At 64.8% G+C, this 19,799-nt stretch carries 17 protein-coding genes; 4 read left to right on the forward strand and 13 right to left on the reverse strand.

Translation table 11 applies throughout. The annotated features are described in order from the left end of the window. Positions 1-9 precede the first annotated feature (9 nt). The 5 genes from L1F06_RS19165 to L1F06_RS19185 all read right to left on the reverse strand — a co-directional run bounded on the left by L1F06_RS19165 (position 10) and on the right by L1F06_RS19185 (position 5,979). Complete coding sequence (locus L1F06_RS19165) at positions 10-1,266, reverse strand: tyrosine-type recombinase/integrase (protein ID WP_129481732.1); 1,257 nt, start codon at positions 1,264-1,266, stop codon at positions 10-12. 301 nt (positions 1,267-1,567) lie between these two features. Beyond that, the gene (gene guaA / locus L1F06_RS19170; protein ID WP_003246195.1) at positions 1,568-3,145 is read right to left on the reverse strand and encodes a glutamine-hydrolyzing GMP synthase; all 1,578 of its coding nucleotides are present in this window, start codon (positions 3,143-3,145) and stop codon (positions 1,568-1,570) included. A 75-nt stretch (positions 3,146-3,220) separates the two neighbouring features. Beyond that, a complete protein-coding gene (gene guaB / locus L1F06_RS19175) occupies positions 3,221-4,690 on the reverse strand; it encodes an IMP dehydrogenase (RefSeq protein ID WP_003246196.1) in 1,470 nt (489 codons plus the stop codon). A gap of 210 nt (positions 4,691-4,900) precedes the next feature. Further along, entirely contained in the window at positions 4,901-5,455 is a 555-nt protein-coding gene (locus L1F06_RS19180) for a sugar ABC transporter ATPase (protein ID WP_129481733.1), read from the reverse strand. 56 nt (positions 5,456-5,511) lie between these two features. Continuing rightward, positions 5,512-5,979: a multidrug/biocide efflux PACE transporter gene (locus L1F06_RS19185; protein WP_129481734.1), complete on the reverse strand. Its 468-nt coding sequence runs from the start codon at positions 5,977-5,979 to the stop codon at positions 5,512-5,514. 88 nt (positions 5,980-6,067) lie between these two features. Here L1F06_RS19185 and L1F06_RS19190 point away from each other — a divergent pair, with 88 nt between their 5' ends. The 4 genes from L1F06_RS19190 (at position 6,068) to leuA (ending at position 11,170) form a co-directional block, all read left to right on the forward strand. Continuing rightward, complete coding sequence (locus L1F06_RS19190) at positions 6,068-6,943, forward strand: LysR family transcriptional regulator (RefSeq protein WP_435301307.1); 876 nt, start codon at positions 6,068-6,070, stop codon at positions 6,941-6,943. Between the two features lie 43 nt (positions 6,944-6,986). Further along, positions 6,987-8,366, forward strand: coding sequence for an exodeoxyribonuclease VII large subunit (xseA, locus tag L1F06_RS19195; RefSeq protein ID WP_129481736.1), 1,380 nt, complete (start codon positions 6,987-6,989; stop codon positions 8,364-8,366). A gap of 6 nt (positions 8,367-8,372) precedes the next feature. Continuing rightward, positions 8,373-9,215, forward strand: coding sequence for a peptidoglycan DD-metalloendopeptidase family protein (locus L1F06_RS19200; RefSeq protein ID WP_129481737.1), 843 nt, complete (start codon positions 8,373-8,375; stop codon positions 9,213-9,215). 284 nt (positions 9,216-9,499) lie between these two features. Further along, positions 9,500-11,170 (forward strand): 2-isopropylmalate synthase, encoded by a 1,671-nt coding sequence (leuA, locus tag L1F06_RS19205; protein WP_129481738.1) that lies wholly within the window; start codon positions 9,500-9,502, stop codon positions 11,168-11,170. Positions 11,171-11,408: 238 nt separating this feature from the next. Here leuA and L1F06_RS19210 read toward each other — a convergent pair whose 3' ends face one another. The 8 genes from L1F06_RS19210 to ispG all read right to left on the reverse strand — a co-directional run bounded on the left by L1F06_RS19210 (position 11,409) and on the right by ispG (position 19,798). Then, entirely contained in the window at positions 11,409-11,864 is a 456-nt protein-coding gene (locus tag L1F06_RS19210) for a hypothetical protein (RefSeq protein WP_129481825.1), read from the reverse strand. 17 nt (positions 11,865-11,881) lie between these two features. Further along, positions 11,882-12,664, reverse strand: a complete 783-nt coding sequence (locus L1F06_RS19215) for an amidohydrolase (RefSeq protein ID WP_129481739.1) — start codon at positions 12,662-12,664, stop codon at positions 11,882-11,884. A 32-nt stretch (positions 12,665-12,696) separates the two neighbouring features. Then, a complete protein-coding gene (locus L1F06_RS19220) occupies positions 12,697-13,845 on the reverse strand; it encodes a pyridoxal phosphate-dependent aminotransferase (protein ID WP_129481740.1) in 1,149 nt (382 codons plus the stop codon). A 138-nt stretch (positions 13,846-13,983) separates the two neighbouring features. After that, positions 13,984-15,462, reverse strand: coding sequence for a ribosome biogenesis GTPase Der (der, locus tag L1F06_RS19225; protein WP_012019500.1), 1,479 nt, complete (start codon positions 15,460-15,462; stop codon positions 13,984-13,986). 98 nt (positions 15,463-15,560) lie between these two features. Then, complete coding sequence (gene bamB / locus L1F06_RS19230) at positions 15,561-16,712, reverse strand: outer membrane protein assembly factor BamB (protein ID WP_129481741.1); 1,152 nt, start codon at positions 16,710-16,712, stop codon at positions 15,561-15,563. Beyond that, positions 16,705-17,343 (reverse strand): tetratricopeptide repeat protein, encoded by a 639-nt coding sequence (locus L1F06_RS19235; protein ID WP_003246219.1) that lies wholly within the window; start codon positions 17,341-17,343, stop codon positions 16,705-16,707. Before L1F06_RS19235 ends, bamB begins: the two co-directional genes overlap by 8 nt. A gap of 32 nt (positions 17,344-17,375) precedes the next feature. Next, complete coding sequence (gene hisS / locus L1F06_RS19240) at positions 17,376-18,662, reverse strand: histidine--tRNA ligase (protein WP_129481742.1); 1,287 nt, start codon at positions 18,660-18,662, stop codon at positions 17,376-17,378. A 23-nt stretch (positions 18,663-18,685) separates the two neighbouring features. After that, positions 18,686-19,798 carry a flavodoxin-dependent (E)-4-hydroxy-3-methylbut-2-enyl-diphosphate synthase gene (ispG, locus tag L1F06_RS19245; RefSeq protein ID WP_003246221.1) on the reverse strand — a complete coding sequence of 371 codons (1,113 nt, stop codon included), beginning with the start codon at positions 19,796-19,798 and terminating at the stop codon, positions 18,686-18,688. Position 19,799 lies beyond the last annotated feature (1 nt).

Consider the following 19,799-nt stretch of genomic DNA (forward strand, 5'->3'; position numbering starts at 1 on the left):
GCACTTTCCTTAAACCGTGGCACTCAACACCGGCACCACGACGCTGTCCGGCAGAAGTCGGGGAATATGAGTGCGGCCATCGATCCAAGCGTCGATCATGTCCGCCCACTCCTGCAGCATGTGCCGGCGCTGCTCCGCGTACTCGGCCTTGTTGTAGACCGAGCGCGAGGAGCGACCATCTTCGTGAGCCAGGCATTTCTCGATCCAGTCGCCGTTGAAGCCCACCTCGTTGAGCAGCGTGGAACCAGTCCTGCGCAGGTCGTGGACGGTGAACGGCTCCAAGGGCAGGCCTGCTTCCTTCGCACGGGAGGCGATGAGCTGGGTGATGCGGTTCAGGGTGGCGTGCGACATGCAGCGGTAGATGTCATAGCGCGAGGGCAACACATAGCGGGAACCAGCCGCACAGGTGTGCAGGGCCACGAAGATGTCCAAGGCCTGGCGCGACAGGTAGACAACGTGCGGGTTACGCCCCTTCATCCGCTCCTTGGAGATCGTCCAGGTGGCGTTCTCGAAGTCCACCTCGTCCCAGGTCGCCTCGATCAGCTCGCTCTTGCGAACCAAGGTGAGCAGCACCAGCCGCAAGGCCAGCTTGATCGTGGGATACGCGGCGATTGTCTCCAGTTGATGGAAGGCCAGTCGAATTTCGGTCGGGCTCAGCGCCCGGTCCTTCGGCGCGAAAATAGCGATGGAAGACGCCTTAACGTCGTCAGCCGGATTCTCGACTCTCTCGCCATGCAGGATCGCGAACGCATATACCTGTTTCACGATGTCGCGAATATGGACCGCGGTTGCCGGCGCCCCACGAGCCTTTACCTTGGCACACAGTGCTCGCAGATCGTCAGGGGTGATTTCGGTAAGAAGCCGATTCTCGAAGAGCGGCAGGATGTCGCGGTCGATGATGCTTTTGCGCATCGCGCGCGTGCTGTCGGCCATACGCGCGCCGGCCAACCACTTCGTCAGCGTTTCACCGAAATTCTTGGCAGCATTGAGGCGCCGCTTAGCGCGCTGCTTCTCCAAGGAGGGGGACTTGCCCAGGGCGACCATGCGCTTGGCATCGAGCAGTTTCTCGCGAGCCATGGCCAAGGAGATGCCAGTTGGCCCATAGCGCCCTATGGTCAGCGTTTCTCGGCGCCCATTGAGACGGTAGTCGTAGCGAAAGGTGACGGTACCGGTAGGCGATACCGTCACGTACATACCATCGCGGTCGGAAGCCTTGTACAGCTTGGACTTGGGCTTAAGATTGCGCAGTTTGGTATCAGTAAGCATCGAGGTTTTTACTCCTGTTCATGACGGCTTTTACCGTCAAGGGTCAGGAGACCTGTTGATGCCGGGAAAGCCGCACGGGGCAAGCTTTCCCAAGGAGCGATTTACCGTCAAAGACCGGTTTTGACCGGATAGTAAATAGAACGGTCTCAATCCGACCGCTGTTTACTACCGTCACCGCTACCGCCAATTCGTTCTGCCAATGGGCGATAGGCCTCGATAACCATTGCAACGAATTTTCTTTTAAATCAACACGTTGCAATTTGCTATCGATACATCTCAATGAGCCCAGAAGGACCCGACTTCACTCCCACTCGATGGTCGCGGGCGGCTTGCTCGACACGTCGTAGGTGACGCGGGAGATGCCTTCGATCTCGTTGATGATGCGGCCGCTGACGGTTTCCAGCAGCTCGTAGGGCAGGTGCGCCCAGCGTGCGGTCATGAAGTCCACGGTTTCCACGGCGCGCAGGGCGACGACCCAGGCGTAGCGGCGGCCATCACCGACCACGCCGACCGATTTCACCGGCTGGAACACCACGAACGCCTGGCTGGTCTTGTGGTACCAGTCGGCCTTGCGCAGCTCTTCGATGAAGATATGGTCGGCACGGCGCAGCAGGTCGGCGTATTCCTTCTTCACTTCGCCGAGGATACGCACGCCCAGGCCCGGGCCCGGGAACGGGTGGCGGTAGACCATGTCGTAGGGCAGGCCCAGCTCCAGGCCGATCTTGCGCACTTCGTCCTTGAACAGTTCACGCAGCGGCTCGACCAGCTTGAGGTTCATCTCCTCGGGCAGGCCACCGACGTTGTGGTGGCTCTTGATCACGTGGGCCTTGCCGCTCTTGGCGCCGGCCGACTCGATCACGTCCGGGTAGATGGTGCCCTGGGCGAGGAACTGGATGTTGTCCAGCTTGCTGGCCTCGGCATCGAACACGTCGATGAAGGTACGGCCGATGATCTTGCGCTTCTTCTCCGGGTCGGACTCACCGGCCAGGTTGGAGAGGAACTGCTCCTCGGCATTGGCACGGATCACCTTCACGCCCATGTTCTCGGCGAACATGGCCATCACCTGGTCGCCCTCGTGCAGGCGCAGCAGGCCGTTGTCGACGAACACGCAGGTGAGCTGATCGCCGATGGCCTTGTGCAGCAGCGCCGCGACCACGGAAGAGTCGACACCGCCGGACAGGCCGAGCAGCACGTTGGCGTCGCCGACCTGGGCACGCACGGCGGCCACGGCGTCTTCGACGATGTTGGCCGGGGTCCACAGGGCCTCGCAGCCGCTGATCTCCAGCACGAAGCGGGACAGAATGCGGCCGCCCTGCTTGGTGTGGGTCACTTCCGGGTGGAACTGCACGCCGTAGTAGTGGCGGGTGTCGTCGCTCATGGCGGCGATCGGGCAGCTCGGGGTGCTGGCGAGGATGTGGAAGCCTTCCGGCAGGCGGGTGACCTTGTCGCCGTGGCTCATCCACACGTCGAGGCCGAATACGCCATCGGCGTCGACATGGTCTTCGATACCGGCCAGCAGCTGGCTCTTGCCGACCACGTCGACACGGGCGTAGCCGAACTCGCGCAGGTCGGAGCCTTCCACCTTGCCACCGAGCTGCTCGGCCATGGTCTGCATGCCGTAGCAGATGCCCAGCACCGGCACGTTCAGGTCGAACACCGCTTGCGGCGCGCGCGGGCTATTGGCTTCATGCACCGACTCCGGGCCGCCGGCGAGGATGATGCCGCGCGGAGCGAAGGCGCGGATGTCCTCGTCGCTCATGTCCCAGGGGTGCAGTTCGCAATAGACGCCGATCTCGCGCACACGGCGGGCGATCAGCTGGGTGTACTGGGAACCGAAGTCCAGAATGAGGATGCGGTGGGCGTGAATGTCGTGGGCCATGGCCGTCTCTCGTAGGTATTCACAAATGACACGGGGCTGTTAAACCAGCCCCGTGTTGATTCAATGCAATGGACCTTAGCCCACGCGATAGTTCGGGGCTTCCTTGGTGATCTGCACGTCGTGGACGTGCGACTCAGCCATGCCGGCGCCGGTGATGCGCACGAACTCCGGCTTGGTGCGCATCTCTTCGATGGTGGCGCAGCCGGTGTAGCCCATGGAGGCACGCAGGCCGCCCATCAGCTGGTGAACGATGGCACTCATCGCGCCCTTGTACGGCACACGACCTTCGATGCCTTCCGGCACCAGCTTCTCGGCGCCGGCCGAGGAGTCCTGGAAGTAACGGTCAGAGGAACCCTGCGCCTGCGCCATGGCGCCCAGCGAGCCCATGCCGCGGTAAGCCTTGTAGGAACGGCCCTGGAACAGCTCGACCTCGCCCGGCGCCTCTTCGGTACCGGCCAGCATGGAGCCGATCATCACGGCGGAAGCGCCAGCGACGATGGCCTTGGACAGGTCGCCGGAGAAGCGGATGCCACCGTCGGCGATCAGCGGTACACCGGTACCCGCCAGAGCAGCGGCAACATTGGCCACGGCGCTGATCTGCGGTACGCCGACGCCGGCAACGATACGGGTGGTGCAGATCGAGCCCGGGCCGATACCGACCTTGACGCCATCGGCGCCGGCTTCGACCAGTGCCTTGGCCGCGTCGCCCGTGGCGATATTGCCGCCGATCACCTGCACCTCGGGGAAGTTCTGCTTGACCCAGCGCACGCGGTCGATCACGCCCTTGGAGTGGCCGTGGGCGGTGTCCACGATGATCACGTCGACGCCGGCATTGACCAGCGCGGCGACGCGGTCACCGGTATCGGCACCGGTACCCACGGCAGCACCGACGCGCAGGCGACCCTGATCGTCCTTGCTGGCCAGCGGGTAGGCCTTGGCCTTCTCGATGTCCTTGACGGTCATCATGCCCTTGAGGTTGAAGGCGTCATCGACGATCAGCACCTTCTCGATGCGGTGCTTGTGCAGCAGCGCGCGCACGGTTTCCTTGTCGGCGCCTTCCTTGACGGTGACCAGGCGCTCTTTCGGCGTCATCACGTCACGCACCAAGGCGTCCAGACGGTTCTCGAAACGCACGTCGCGGGAAGTGACGATGCCCACCAGATCTCCGTTGGAGAGCACCGGTACGCCGGAGATGTTGTTCTGCCGGGTCAGCTCGAACAGATCGCGCACGGTGGCGTCGGCCTCGATGGTGATCGGGTCCTTGACCACGCCGGCCTCGAACTTCTTGACCTTGCGCACCTCGGCAGCCTGCTGCTCGATGGTCATGTTCTTGTGGATGATGCCGATGCCGCCTTCCTGAGCCATGGCGATGGCCAGACGCGCTTCGGTGACGGTGTCCATGGCAGCGGACAGCAGCGGGATGTTCAGTTCGATGCCGCGGGTCAGGCGGGTCTTCAGGCTGACGTCCTTGGGCAGTACCTCGGAGTAACCGGGGATGAGCAGGACGTCGTCGAAAGTGAGTGCTTCTTGGCTGATGCGCAGCATGGGCGGGCTCCCGAGCGGGAAAATAAGAAGCGCGGCATTATACCCAGCGACCTCATTTCCCTCAATGCAAAGTGTGTCTCCGTGCCGTCATCGCTGACGCAGCGTCGGAAATGCTTGTCGGGCCGTGAACGCCGGGAGCAGGTCAGGGCGTCACTTGGCGGCCTTCGCGGTAGCGGCGGCAGCCTCTTAGACCCGCCATGGGGTTACGCTTCAGGCCGGATCGTCCACCCGCACCTGCCTCAGCGCAAAGCCCAGACGTTCGCCGAACTCCTCGACGAACGCCGGACGCAGGCCGGCATCCATCCAGCCGTTGAAGATGAAGCCCAGGTTGGAAAAGCCGCAGGGCTGCAGGAACAGGAAGCCGTTGATGTCGTCCTCATGCCCGCATTCGGGGCAGGTGAAGTTGTCGGTTTCCCCGGGCCACCACACTTCCAGGCTGTCGAACAGCGGCACGCCCACCTCCCGGCGGCATTCGGGGCAGCCCGCCTCCTCGAGAAAATTCCGCGTCGGCACATAGATGCAGCGATGGGTGATGATCTCCAGGCCATTGAGCGGCTGACCATAGGGCAGCAACTCGGGGTGCTGGGCGATACGTCGGGCGCCCGGGCCGATGGCGTAGGCCATGCCGTTGCCGCCCTGGCCGCAGGTGGTGGGCAGCGCCTCGACGATCTCCCGCTTGACCAGCCAGCGCAGCATGGCCCTCGCCTTCTCTTCATGAGCGGGAAGCGTGGAAATCTGCGGGACGAGGATCAATTGCGCGGTCATGGTGCTCGGAGGGCTGACAAAGAAAGAGCGGCAGCTTAGGTGCTAGCGCCCGCAAATCAAGCCCCTCGGCACACCGCATCGTCCATCTGCGCTTCGCGCCGCGCCAGCCAACGCGCGCGCAGCACGTCATAGATCCAGTTGAACGCCAGGGTGTAGGGCAGGAAGAACAGGATCAGCACGATATCCAGCAGCAGTGCCTCGAGCAGGCCGATCGACAGCCACCAGGCGGCCAGCGGCACCAGCACCAGAATCAAGCCCGCCTCGAACAGCAGCGCATGGCTGACCCGCGCCCACAGGCCGCGCTCGAAGCCCAGCCGTCCCTGGGCACGGTCGAACAGGTAGTTGAACAGCATGTTCCACAGCATCGCCACGGTGGAGAACATCAGCGTCAATACGCCGAGGTGCAACAGCGGCTTGCCCATGAACCAGGCCATGGCCGGCGCGCAGATGAGCACGGCGATGGTCTCGAAGGCCAGGGCGTGACCGATGCGCTCACGCAGCGAGCGCGGCAGGGGCTGAGTCATGGAGCGAACCTCGTGATAAGTGACAACGAGCGCTATGATCATCGGAATATCAGCCATCCCAAAGGCAGCTGCCATCGGCAAAACCGATATGAATATTTCACCGGAATCCCTCCAGGCGTTCGCCCACGCGGCCAACTGCGGCTCACTGAGCGCCGCCGCCAGGCGTCTGGGCAAGAGTCAGTCGACCGTCAGCGAAGCGGTCGCCCGCCTGGAGATTGACCTGGGCGTGGCGCTGTTCGAACGCGGCCCACGCAAGCTGCAACTGACCGAGGCTGGCGCCAGCCTGCTGGCACATGCCGAGGAAGTGCTGACCGCCAGCGACCGCCTGGCGCGGCATGCCGCGGCTCTGGCCAGGGGGCAGGAGCCGCGTCTGACCCTGGCGCTGTCCGATACCTATCAGCCGAAGCAGTACGAGGCGCGCCTGCAGGAGCTGGATCAGCGCTTCCCCGATCTGCAGTTCGAGAGCCTGATCGCGGAGCAGGCCGACGTGCTCGACCTGGTCAGTCAGGGCCGCGCGCAACTCGGTCTGATCGCCGCACAGCCGGCCTACCCGCCGCATATCGCCCATGCCCGCCTGCACATGAGCAGTGAATTCGGCCTGTTCGCGGCCAAGGGTCATCCGCTGAGCGAACTGGCCCAGGTGCGCCCGGAAGACTTGTCGCACTGGCGCCTGCTGCGCCTGAGCAGCGTCGCCAACGACGACGCCAGCGCCGATGTTCTGCCTGGCAGCGGTGGACGCTGCTGGGCCGCGCCGGACTACCTGATGCTGCTGGAGATGGCGCGCCTGGGCTTCGGCTGGGCCGAGCTGCCGCGGCAACTGGTCGACGCCTACGGCTTCGATGGCCTGCAGGAGCTGCGCTGCAGTGGCTGGCCGCGACGGGTAACGGTGGACGCCGTGTGGTCGCGCCAGCGGGAACTCGGCCCGGTGGCGGCCTGGCTGCTGGAACGCCTGCTACAGGCTTGATGATGGTCGCGCCGACGCCCCTCTCGACTTATCATGCGCCCCCATGATCAACGATCCCTTTGCTCGCCTGAACCTCGACCGCGAGGTGCTCAGCGTCAGCCAGCTCAACAACCGCGCCCGCCTGCTGCTGGAGGACGTGTTCTCCGGCATCTGGGTCGAGGGGGAAATCTCCAACCTCGCCCGTCCCGCGTCCGGCCATGTCTACTTCACCCTGAAAGACAGCCAGGCTCAGGTGCGCTGCGCGCTGTTCCGGCAGAACGCCGCCCGCGTGCGCCAGGCGCTGCGCGATGGACTGGCGGTGAAAGTACGCGGCAAGGTCTCGCTGTTCGAAGGGCGCGGCGACTACCAGCTGATTCTAGATGCGGTCGAACCTGCCGGTGACGGCGCTTTGCGCCTGGCGTTCGAGGCGCTGAAGGAAAAACTCGGCGCCGAAGGATTGTTCTCTACCGAACGCAAGATCGCCCTACCCGCCCATCCCAGGCGCATCGGCATCGTCACCTCGCCCACCGGCGCGGTGATTCGCGACATCATCAGCGTGTTCCGCCGCCGCGCGCCGCAGGTGGAACTGAATCTGATCCCCACCGCCGTGCAGGGTCGCGAGGCCACCGCGCAGATCGTGCGCGCCCTGCAACGGGCCGATGCGCTGGGTTTCGATGCATTGATCCTGGCCCGCGGCGGCGGTTCGCTGGAAGACCTCTGGTGCTTCAACGAGGAAAGCGTGGCGCGCGCCGTGGCGGCCTGCGTCACGCCCATCGTCAGCGCCGTGGGCCACGAGACGGACGTGTCCATCGCCGACTTCGTCGCCGACGTGCGCGCGCCGACGCCGTCGGCTGCCGCCGAACTGCTGGCCCCGGACAGCAGCGAGCTGGTGCAGCGCCTGCACAACATGCAGCGCCGCCTGGTGTTGCACATGCAGGGCCGCCTGGCCCGCGAGCGCCTGCGTCTGGAAGGCGTCAGCCGGCGCCTGCGCCACCCCGGCGAACGCCTGCGCCAGCAGGCCCAGCGCCTGGACGATCTGGACATGCGCCTGCGCCGCGCCTTCGCCCAGCGGCTGGCGAACCAGTACGAACGCCTGGCGCGCCTCGACGCCCGCCTCGCCGCGCAGCATCCGGGGCGCAACCTGGCCCTGCTGCGCCAGCGCCTCGATGGCCTGGCCGCGCGCCTGCCGCGTGCCATGCAGGGACAGCTGCGCAGCCAGCGCCAGCAACTGGGCGCACTGGCGGCGCAATTGCAGATCGTCAGCCCCCTGGCCACGCTCGGCCGCGGCTATAGCATCCTCCTCGACGAGCGCGGCCAGGCCGTGCGCAACGCCGCCCAGACCCAACCGGGCCAGCGCCTCAAGGCGCGCCTGAGCGAGGGCGAGCTGGACGTGCGCGTCGAGGACAACCACATACAACCGGCGACGCTGTCGCTGCTGGACTGAATCCCCATGCACACCCCTAGCCGTACTAACCTGTTCGTGGGCCTGCTGGCCTTGGTTCTCGCCCTGCCCGCCCATGCCGAAGGCTTTATCACCCGCCTGCTGAACAAGCCGGTGCCGGGGGGCGTGGCGGTGGTCGATCTGGGCAACCCGGCGCAGGCACCCAAGGTGCGCTATCAGGGCAAGCCGGTGCTGACCGTGCGCGAGGACGGCCAGCGCTGGATCGCCATCGTCGGCATCCCCCTGAGCGTCAAGCCCGGTACCCAGCAGGTGGAGGTCGAGGGCGGCCAGAAGCTGAGCTTTCAGGTCGGCGCCAAGCACTACGCCGAGCAGCGCATCACCATCAAGAACCAGCAGCAGGTCACGCCCAACGCCGAGAACCTCAAGCGCATCGAGCGCGAGCTGGCCGAGCAGACCCGCGCCTACCAGCAGTTCAGCGCGCGCCAGCCGAGCAACCTGCTATTCGACAGGCCGGTCAACGGGCCGCTGTCCAGCCCCTTCGGCCTGCGCCGCTTCTTCAATGGCGAGGAACGCAACCCGCACTCGGGCCTGGATTTCGCCGCCAACCGCGGCACGCCGATCAAGGCACCGGCGGCCGGCAAGGTGATCCTGATCGGCGACTACTTCTTCAACGGCAAGACGGTGTTCCTCGACCATGGCCAGGGCCTGATCAGCATGTTCTGCCACCTGTCGGAGATCGACGTGAAGCTCGGCGACGAGATCGCCCGCGGCGGGCACGTGGGCAAGGTCGGTGCCACCGGCCGCGCCACCGGCCCGCACCTGCACTGGAACGTCAGCCTCAACGACGCGCGGGTCGACCCGGCGATCTTTATCGGCGCCTTCAAGCCGTAAAAACAGCAGCGCAATGCAATAGCGCATCACCCCAACCTGACAGCAAGAAATCGCAAGAAATTTTTCCTGAAGACGATTAATTTCAATTTTCAGCCGATGCTTGTCAGCTTTGACCGCACTGAGTAGGGTTGACGCCATGAACGTCAGCCAAACCCTCATTCTCCTGCGGCAACACGCCAACCTATGCCTGGTCAGCCAGCGACTGCGTAGCTGAATCGCACGCCTCGCTCCTACGCCTCGACCATTCCTGGCCCATCGCTGGCCGCCGCATACAGGATCGCACCATGACCATGCTCAAAGACCCTTCGCAGAAGTACCGTCCGTTCACGCCCATCGCCCTGCCCGACCGTACCTGGCCGGACAGGGTCATCGACCGTGCACCGATCTGGCTGTCCACCGACCTGCGCGACGGCAACCAGTCGCTGATCGAGCCGATGGACGCCGAGAAGAAGATGCGCTTCTTCAAGTGCCTGGTCGCGGTGGGCCTCAAGGAAATCGAAGTGGGTTTCCCGTCCGCCTCGCAGACCGACTTCGACTTCGTTCGCGAGCTGATCGAGGGCGGCCATATTCCCGACGACGTGACCATCCAGGTGCTGACCCAGGCTCGTGACGATCTCATCGAGCGCACCTTCGAATCGCTCAAGGGCGCCAAGCGCGCCATCGTCCACTACTACAACGCCTGCGCGCCGAGCTTCCGCAAGATCGTCTTCAACCAGGACAAGGCCGGCGTCAAGGCCATCGCCGTGGCTGCCGGCAAGACCATCAAGCGCCTGGCCGCCGCACAGCCGGATACCCGATGGGGCTTCGAGTACTCGCCCGAGGTGTTCAGCTCGACCGAGACCGATTTCGCCGTCGAGGTGTGCAACGCGGTGATCGAGGTGTTCCAGCCGACCCCGGCGAACAAGCTGATCCTCAACCTGCCGGCCACCGTCGAATGCGCCACGCCGAACAACTACGCCGACCAGATCGAATGGTTCGGCCGCCACGTCGACCGCCGCGACAGCGTGCTGATCAGCGTGCACACCCATAACGACCGCGGCACCGGCGTGGCCGCCTCTGAGCTGGCGGTGATGGCCGGCGCTGATCGCGTCGAGGGCTGCCTGTTCGGCAACGGCGAGCGCACCGGCAACGTCTGCCTGGTGACCCTGGCATTGAACCTCTACACCCAGGGCGTCGATCCGCAGCTGGACTTCTCCGACATCGACGCGGTGCGCAAGGTGGTCGAGGACTGCAACCAGATTCCCGTGCACCCGCGCCATCCCTATGCCGGCGACCTGGTCCACACCGCCTTCTCCGGCTCGCACCAGGACGCCATCCGCAAGGGCTTCGCCCAGCAGAAAGATGACGCCGTATGGGAAGTGCCCTACCTGCCGATCGACCCGGCCGACATCGGCCGCGACTACGAGGCGGTGATTCGCGTCAACAGCCAGTCCGGCAAGGGCGGTATCACCTTCCTGCTCGAGCAGGAGTACGGCATCAGCCTGCCGCGGCGCATGCAGATCGAGTTCAGCCAGGTGGTGCAGCGCGAGACCGATCGCCTGGGCCTGGAAATGACCGCCGCGCAGATCTATCAGTTGCTGGAAAGCGAGTACCTGCAGGCCAGCGCTCCCTACGCCCTGAAAGGCCATCGCCTGCAGGAAGAGAACGGCACCAGCGCAGTGGACGTTGAAGTGATCAGCGCTGGCGAAAGCCATCACTGGCGCGGTATCGGCAAGGGTCCGCTGGAAGCCCTGGTGGCCGGCCTGCCAGTGGCCGTCGAGATCATGGACTACAGCGAGCACGCCATCGGCGCCGGCACCAACGCCAAGGCCGCGGCGTACATCGAGCTGCGCGTCAACGGCGGCCGCGCCCTGCACGGCATCGGCATCGACGAGAACCTGACCACCGCCAGCTTCCGCGCCCTGTTCAGCGCGCTGAACCGCGCCCTGAGCCAGGCCGAGTCGCAGGCGGCCTGATCCGCCGAGGCTAAAACGACAACGCCGGGCATTGCCCGGCGTTTTGCTATGCGTAGCCCGGATGTAATCCGGGAACATGACACTCAAATATCGAAATCATCAGTGGCGTAGGGTGCGCCGTGCGCACCGAGGATCAGGCATCGTCGGTCCTGGTGCGCACGGCGCACCCTACGAAGCATCTCCCTCAGACTCATGCCGGCGCGTTTCATCGCCCGATCAAATCCAGGACTCAAGACGTTTAGATATCAAAAATCATTAGCACCGCGAACATCAGCGCGGCCAGGCCGATGGTGAATAACAGGCCGATGCCCGCTGCCCGCCACTTGGACAGAAACGCACCACCGGCCTCGGCATGCTGCTTGAGATCAGCTTCCATGAGGCTCTTGGCAAACATGATCATTGCCATCAACTGTGCGATGGCGAACGGCATTGCGGGCACCTCTTCCGGCAAGACGAAAGCCAGGACCAAGGTAACCACCAGCAGGAAGACGGAAATGCCCCAGACCATCGCCACGCGATCCGCCTTGCCGAGCAGTTGCAGGTTATGCGCCAGCAACCAGGCGCCAGCCAGCGGCGTGCCGATGAAGGTCGCCAGGCCAACACCCGCGACGCTGTAGAGCGGCAACTGATTGGCGGTGGCCTGCTGCAGGTCGGCCTGCGGAGGCTGGAAGGGATTGCTCTGCTGTACGTCCATGTTCATGTAGCTCCTGATCAGCTCAAGGTGAAGGTATCGGCATCCAGGTGCGCCGGGAAGCGCTCGCGGTAGGCAGCCAGTGCCTCGCTCGACAGCCGGGCGCGGAACACACCATCACCATCACCCGCCGCCAGCAGCGCCTCGCCTTGGAAATCCAGCACCTGGGAATCGCCAGTATACCCGTGGCCCTTGCCGTCCTCGCCGATGCGGTTCACAGCCGCGACATAGCACAGGTTCTCGATGGCCCGCGCCGGCAGCAGTCGATTCCAGTGCTGGCGGCGAGCGCCGGGCCAGTTGGCGGTATAAATGAGCAGATCGGTCCCGCCGGCATCGCGACTCCACACCGGGAAGCGCAGGTCGTAGCAGATCAGCGGGCGCACGCGCCAGCCGTTCAGCTCCAGCACCACCTGCTGATCACCGGCGCTGTAATGCTTGTGCTCGCCGGCCATGCGAAACAGATGGCGCTTGTCGTAATGCGCCAGCGAACCATCCGGGCGCGCCCAGAGCAGGCGGTTGCGGTAGCTGCCATCGGCCGCCTGGATGATCAGGCTGCCGCAGATCACCGCGCCGATAGCCTGCGCCTGCTCGCGCAACCAGAGCGTGGTCGGGCCGTTCTCGGGCTCGGCCAGTTCGGCCGAGTCCATGGAAAAGCCGGTGGAAAACATCTCCGGCAGGATCACCAGATCGGCGCCACGCGCCTGCTGCAGCAAGGCCTGGAAGTGCTCGCGGTTGGCGGCCGGATCGTGCCAGGCCAGGCCGGTCTGGACCAGCGCCAGTTCTAGGTCGGGTTTGTCGCTCATGTCAAGGTCTCACAGAAGCGGTAGAAGCGAGCTCACACCGCGCAGAGTTTTTCCGCAGCCTGGCGCAGGGTCTCCTCGCGCTTGGCGAAGCAGAAACGCACCAGGCGCATGTCTTTGGGTGCTGACTGATAGAACACCGAGACTGGAATCGCCGCCACGCCATGCTCGCGGGTCAGCCACTCGGCCATGGCCACATCGTCCAGGTCCGGGCGGATCGCCGAATAGTCGGCCAGCTGGAAGTAGGTGCCCGGCGCGCGGGTGAAGGTGAAACGCGAGCCGGCCAGCAGGTCGCAGAACAGATCGCGCTTGGCCTGGTAGAAGGCCGGCAGCTCCTCCACGTGCTCAGGGCAGGCCGCCATGAAATCGGCCAGGCCGTGCTGCAGCGGTGTCACTCCGCAGAAATTGACGTACTGGTGAATCTTGCGCAGCTCGGCAGTCAATGCCGACGGCGCCACCACGTAGCCGGTCTTCCAGCCGGTGACGTGATAGGTCTTGCCGAAGGAGCTGACCACGAAGGCGCGCCGATACAGCTCCTCGTGGGCCAGCACGCTGGCATGGCGGGCGCCATCGTAGATCAGGTGCTCGTAGACCTCGTCGCTGATCACATGGATATCGCGACCGCGAATCAGCTCGGCCAGCTTGTTCAGATCGGCGCGCGTCAGCAGCGCGCCACTGGGGTTGTGCGGCGAGTTGAGGAAGATCAGCCGGGTATGCGGCGTGATCGCATCGGCGAGGCGCTGCCAGTCCACGGCAAAATCCGGCAGGGCCAGCGGCACGTGTACGCAGCGCCCACCGGCCAGCTCCACCGAGGGCTCGTAACTGTCGTAGCAAGGGTCGAGCACGATGGCTTCATCGCCAGCGCGGATCAGCGCCTGCACCGCGCAGAAGATCGCCTCGGTGGCGCCGGGGGTGATGGTAATCTCGCTGTCGGCATCACGCTGCACGCCATAACTGCGGGCGATCTTCGCCGCCACCTGCTGGCGCAGACTCGGCAGACCGGTCATCGGGCTGTACTGGTTGCGCCCTTCCAGCACATGGCGCGCCACGGCTTCGCGCAATGCCTGCGGGCCGTCAAAATCGGGGAAGCCTTGGGACAGGTTGATCGCGCCAGCCTCAAGGGCGAGCTGGGACATCCGCGTGAAGATGGTGGTGCCGACGTTGGGCAGTTTGCTGACAAGCATCGCGACTTCCTAAGAAGAACAAGGCAAGCCGCGAGGATAGCCGAAGGACGCCGCAGGCGGCAGCCGCAGCGCTTATGAAAAGAGGCTGGAAGCTTATGCCGTGCACGCCGAACGCCGTCCGACGTGCACGGTGGGTGCTTACTTGCGCTTGTCCTTGCGCTTCTTCTCGGCCTTCTTGTGGTGGCTCATCAGGCGACGCTTCTTGTTCACCTGGCGGTCGGTGAGCTTGTTCTTGTTGCCCTCGTAGGGGTTCTCGCCGCCCTTGTACTCGATGCGGATCGGCGTACCCACCAGTTTCAGCACACGGCGGAAGGTGTTTTCCAGGTAACGGGTGTAGGCGCGCGGTACGGCGTCGACCTGATTGCCGTGGATCACGATCAGCGGCGGGTTGGCGCCACCCAGGTGGGCGTAGCGCAGCTTGATGCGGCGACCGTTGACCAGCGGCGGCGCGTGGTCGCTGACGGCATCCTCGAGGATCTGCGTCAGGCGGCTGGTCGGCCAGCGAGTGACGGCCGAGTGGAAGGCGGCCTGCACCGACTTGTACAGATGACCGACGCCGGTGCCGTGCAACGCGGAGATGAAGTGGATATCGGCGAAGTCCACGAAGAACAGCCGGCGCTCCAGCTCGGTCTTCACGTAGTCCTTCTGGCCCTGATCCATGCCGTCCCACTTGTTCAGGGCGATGACCAGGGCGCGACCGCTTTCCAGCACGAAGCCGAGCAGGTTGAGATCGTGGTCGACCACCCCTTCGCGGGCGTCCATGACGAACACCACGACGTTGGAGTCCTGAATGGCCTGCAGCGTCTTGACCACGGAGAACTTTTCCACCGCCTCGAAGATCTTGCCGCGGCGGCGCACACCGGCGGTGTCGATCAGGGTGTATTTCTCGTCGTCGCGCTCGAAGGGGATGTAGATGCTGTCGCGCGTGGTGCCGGCCTGGTCATACACGATGACCCGCTCTTCGCCGAGCATACGGTTGACCAGCGTCGACTTGCCGACGTTGGGGCGGCCGATGATGGCCAGCTTGATGCCGTCCTTCTCGCTCGGCCCGGGGATGCGCTTGGCCTCCTGGCCTTCCTGCACCTCCTCCTCTGCTTCGGCACCCTCTTCCGGCTCGCCGGCATCCTTGGGGAAGATGCCGAGCACGGCCTCGAGCATCTGGGTGATGCCACGGCCATGGGCACCGGCAATCGCCAGCGGCTCGCCCAGGCCCATGGGGCTGAATTCGGCGCGAGCCAGGTCGACGTCGAGGTTGTCGACCTTGTTCACCACCAGGAAGCTGCGCTTGTTGCGTCGACGCAGATGCTCGCCGATCATCTGGTCCGAGGCGGTCATGCCGGCGCGCGCGTCCACCAGGAACAGCACGGCATCGGCTTCCTCGATGGCCTGCAGCGACTGCTCGGCCATCTTCGCGTCGATGCCTTCCTCGTCCCCGGAAATACCCCCGGTGTCGATCACGATATAGGTGCGCCCCTGCCACTTCGCCTCACCGTACTGGCGGTCGCGGGTCAGACCGGACAGATCGCCAACGATAGCGTCGCGGCTGCGGGTCAGGCGGTTGAAGAGTGTGGACTTGCCGACGTTCGGCCGGCCCACCAGGGCAATTACGGGAACCATCAGGCTCTCCACTTGAGTTAATTCAGAAAATGCAAAGGCCGCTGCAGGGGCAGCGGCCGGGATACTGCGTGCTGCCAGGTTAAGGCAGCATAGTCGGCTTACTTGATGGTCAGAGCCACCAGCTTGCCGCTGTTGCCGTAGACGTACAGCCAGTCACCCACCACCAGCGGCTGGGCGCGCAGGCCGTCGCTGTCGATGCGGGTACGGCCGACGAAGCGACCATCAACCTGGCTCAGCAGGTGCAGATAGCCCTCGAAGTCACCCACGGCGACATAGCTAGAGAACACCGCCGGCCCCGAGAGCTGGCGACGCGCCATCGAATCATTGCTCCACAGCGCCGAGGCGCTGCGCTCGTCGATACCTTCGACGGTGCCGCTGGCATGGCTGACGTAGACGTTGCCGAAGCCCTGAGCGACGCCTACCGAGCTGGACGCCTCGCGCTGCCACAGCACGCGACCGGACTCCAGATCCATGGCCGCGACACGGCCCTGGTAGCTCACCGCGTAGACGGTGCCGCCGGACAGCAGCAGACCGCCGTCAATGTCCACCACGCGCTCCAGCTCGGAACGACCTTGCGGAATGGCGACGCGCTGTTCCCACACCGGCAGGCCACGCTGGGCGTCGACTGCAATCACCTTGCCACTGGACAGGCCGGCGACCACCAGACGGTTGGTCACCAGCGGCGCGCCGGTACCACGCAGGGTCAGCACGGCCGGGGTGTTCTCGACGATCCAGCGCTGGCTGCCGGTGCTGGCGTCGAAGGCGATCAGGCGGTCGTCCTGGGTCTGCACCACGACGATATCGCCGTTGCTGGCCGGCGCCGCCAGCACTTCGCTGGTCACGCGCGAGCGCCACTGCTCTTCGCCATCGCTGGAGTCCAGGGCGATCACCTCACCCTTGAGCGTGCCCAGCAGCACCTGGCCGTAGCCAACGCCGATGGCGCCAGAAACCGGGATGTCCAGCTTCTTGCGCCAGATGACCTTGCCGGTGGTGCGGTCCATGGCCATGACCAGGCCTTCGACGTCGGCAGCGTAGATCACTTCGCCGTCGATAGCCGGTACCAGCATGTTGAAGGTTTCGCCCTGACCGTCACCAACGGAGCGGCTCCACTCGGTGCGCAGTTCGACTTCGGCGTCGAACTTGGTCAGCTCGGCCGGCGGCAGTTCCTTCTTGCTATTGCTGCTGCAACCCACGGCCAGAACGGCCAGAGCCAGCAGTGCGGCATTCTTCCAACGCATCACGTCACGCATCCCCTTTTGCCAGGTCGTCCAGCTTCATCTGCAGGCCGCCGACAGCGGCGTCTTCGGCCAGCGCATCCTTGGCCTTCTGATAGGCAGCGTGCGCGTCGTCACTGCGACCCAGCTTCACCAGCAGGTCGCCCTTGAGTTCTTCACGGCTGGCGAGGAAGGCGTTCTCGACCTTGGCATCGAGCAGCTTCAGCGCCTCGTCGGCCTTGTCCTGAGCTGCCAATACGCGGGCCAGGCGCTGACGCGCCAGCTCGCCGAGCGTGGCATCGGCAGGCTTGTCCAGCACGCGCTGCAGCGCAGCCGCGGCATCGTCCAGCCTGTCCGCCTCGACCGCCACCTTGGCGACGAACAGACTGCCGTACTGGGCGTAATGGCTACCGCCGAACTCGCTGTTGAGTTTACCGGCCAGCTCGGCGACCTTGGCCGCATCGGGCGTGCCGGCCGGGTTCAGTGCGGTCTCCAGCAGTTGCTGATAGATCAGAGAAGCGCTTTGTGCCTGGTTGACCTGGTACTTCTGCCAGCCCTGCCAGCCGAATACGGCCACCAGCGCCAATACCCCGCCGGCCAGCAAAGGCTTGCCGTTGCGATCCCACCAGTCCTTGAGTTGCGCGATCTGTTCGTCTTCGGTCTGCATGTCTAACCCCGTACTCCTAATCGAGAGCCTGCTCAGGCCTGCTGGCAGGCGGCCAGATGCTCGGCCAGAGCATCCCAGGCAACGCTTTGTTGTTCACTGTCGTCGCGCAGCGGCTTGCAACCTACCACGCGCCCTGCCAATTCGTCGTCCCCCAGAATCAGCGCATAACGCGCGCCGCTCTTGTCGGCCTTCTTGAACTGGCTCTTGAAGCTGCCGCCACCGCTATTGAGCAGCAGACGCAGCCCCGGCAACTCGTCGCGCAGACGCTCGGTCAGCGCCAGCGCCGCCAGCTCCGCCGCCTCGCCAAAGGCGCAGACGTATACGTCGGCAGGGCGATTGAGCTCTGCCGGCAACAGGTCCAGGGTTTCCAGCAGCAGCACCAGGCGCTCGACACCCATGGCGAAGCCGACACCCGGCGTGGCCTTGCCACCCAGTTGCGCCACCAGGCCGTCGTAGCGACCGCCAGCGCACACCGTGCCCTGGGCGCCGAGCTTGTCGGTGACCCACTCGAACACGGTGCGGTTGTAGTAATCCAGACCGCGCACCAGCTTGTGGTTGATCTGATAGCGAATGCCGGCCGCATCCAGGCGCGCCTTGACGCCCTCGAAGTGCAGACGCGACTCCTCGTCGAGGTAGTCGCCCAGGGTCGGCGCACCGACCAGCACGGCCTGGGTCGCCTCGTTCTTGCTGTCGAGAATGCGCAGCGGGTTGGTGCTCAGACGGCGCTGGCTGTCCTCGTCGAGCTGGTCGAAGCGCTCCTGCAGGTAGGCCACCAGGGCGTCGCGATAGGCAGCGCGCGCCTCGCTGGAACCCAGGCTGTTGAGCTGCAGGGTCACCGCATCGGCCAGGCCGAGTTTCTTCCACAGACGCCAGGTCAGCACGATCAGCTCGGCATCGACGTCCGGGCCCGGCAGGTTGAAGGCTTCCACACCCACCTGATGGAACTGGCGATAACGGCCCTTCTGCGGCTTCTCGTAGCGGAACATGGGGCCGGCGTACCACAGCTTCTGCACCTGGCCGCCGCCGGCCAGGCCATGCTCGAGCACGGCGCGCACGCAACCGGCGGTGCCTTCGGGGCGCAGGGTCAGGGATTCTTCGTTGCGGTCGAGGAAGGTGTACATCTCCTTGTCGACCACGTCGGTGCCCTCGCCGATGCCCCGGGCGAACAGCTCGGTGTATTCGACGATGGGCAGGCGGATTTCCTTGTAGCCGTAGCCGTCGAGCAGGCTGACCAGGGTGCTTTCCAGGTAGCGCCAGGCAGGCGTCTGCTCCGGCAGGATATCGTTCATGCCACGAATGGCTTGTAGGGACTTGCTCACAAAGAATCCTTAAAGCGCAGCGATCAGCTGCGCACGATCACGGCGGCATCGGCGGCGGCTTTTTCGGCCGCCTTGTCGCGGATGAGCTTCTCCAGCTCGTCCACCAGGTTTTCGTTGGTCAGCTTCGAGGCCGGTTTGCCATCGATGTAGACCAGGTTGTTCGGGCTACCACCGGTGAGGCCGATATGCGCCTCCTTGGCTTCGCCGGGGCCGTTGACCACGCAGCCGATCACGGCCACGTCCAGCGGCACCAGCAGATCCTCGACGCGGCTCTCCAGTTCGTTCATGGTCTTGACCACATCGAAGTTCTGCCGCGAGCAGCTCGGGCAGGCGATGAAGTTGATGCCACGCGAACGCAGGCGCAGGGATTTGAGAATGTCGAAACCGACCTTGATCTCTTCCACCGGGTCGGCGGCCAGCGAGATGCGGATGGTATCGCCAATCCCCTCGGCCAGCAGCATGCCCAGGCCGACTGCGGACTTCACGGTACCGGAGCGCAGGCCACCGGCCTCGGTGATGCCCAGGTGCAGCGGTTGCTCGATCTGCTTGGCCAGCAGGCGATAGGCCTCGACGGCCATGAACACGTCGGAAGCCTTCACACTGACCTTGAAGTCCGGGAAGTTCAGGCGATCGAGATGCTCGACATGACGCAGCGCGGATTCCACCAGCGCCGCGGGAGTCGGCTCGCCGTACTTCTTCTGCAGGTCCTTTTCCAGGGACCCGGCGTTGACCCCGATGCGGATCGGAATGCCCTTGTCGCGTGCGGCCTCGACCACCGCCTTGACGCGGTCCTCACGGCCGATGTTGCCGGGATTGATGCGCAGGCAGTCGACGCCCAGCTCGGCCACGCGCAGGGCGATCTGGTAGTCGAAATGAATATCCGCCACCAGCGGTACGCGTACCTGCTGCTTGATGCGGCCGAAGGCCTCGGCGGCATCCATGTCCGGCACGGAAACGCGCACGATGTCGGCGCCGGCATCTTCCAGGCGACGGATCTGCGCCACGGTGGCCGCCACATCGTTGGTGTCGGTGTTGGTCATGCTCTGTACGGCAATCGGCGCATCGCCGCCTACCGGTACCGAGCCAACCCAGATCTTGCGCGACAGGCGACGCTTGATCGGCGATTCGCAATGCATG

The organism is Pseudomonas hydrolytica (genome assembly GCF_021495345.1).
GTDB lineage: Bacteria > Pseudomonadota > Gammaproteobacteria > Pseudomonadales > Pseudomonadaceae > Aquipseudomonas > Aquipseudomonas hydrolytica.